We start from the raw sequence: 365 nt of genomic DNA on the forward strand, positions 1-365 counted from the left end.
GCGGCCAGCTCGATGAGGCCCTGCGCATCCGCACCCAAGAAGAGCTGCCGGTCTATGAGCGCCTCGGCGACGTGCGTTCCAAGGCGGTGACCCAAGGAAAAATCGCCGACATCCTGCAGGCCCGCGGCCAGCTCGATGAGGCCCTGCGCATCCTGACCGACGAAGTGCTCGGGGCCTTCGAGCGCCTCGGCGACGTGCGTTCCAAGGCCATCACCCAGGGCCGGATCGCCGACATCCTGCAGAGGCGCGGCGAGCTGGATGAGGCCCTGCGCATCCGCACCCAAGAACAGCTGCCGGTCTATGAGCGCCTCGGCGACGTGCGTGAAAAGGCGGTGACCCAAGGAAAAATCGCCGACATCCTGCAG

Annotated in this window: 1 protein-coding gene; it reads left to right on the forward strand. The window is 66.6% G+C overall.

Translation table 11 applies throughout. The features are described from left to right. On the forward strand, positions 1-365 hold a 365-nt coding region (locus BQ17_RS18725; protein WP_089729726.1), incomplete at both ends, for a tetratricopeptide repeat protein.

It is taken from the genome of Candidatus Thiosymbion oneisti (genome assembly GCF_900092655.1).
Taxonomy (GTDB): Bacteria; Pseudomonadota; Gammaproteobacteria; order Chromatiales; family Chromatiaceae; genus Thiosymbion; species Thiosymbion oneisti.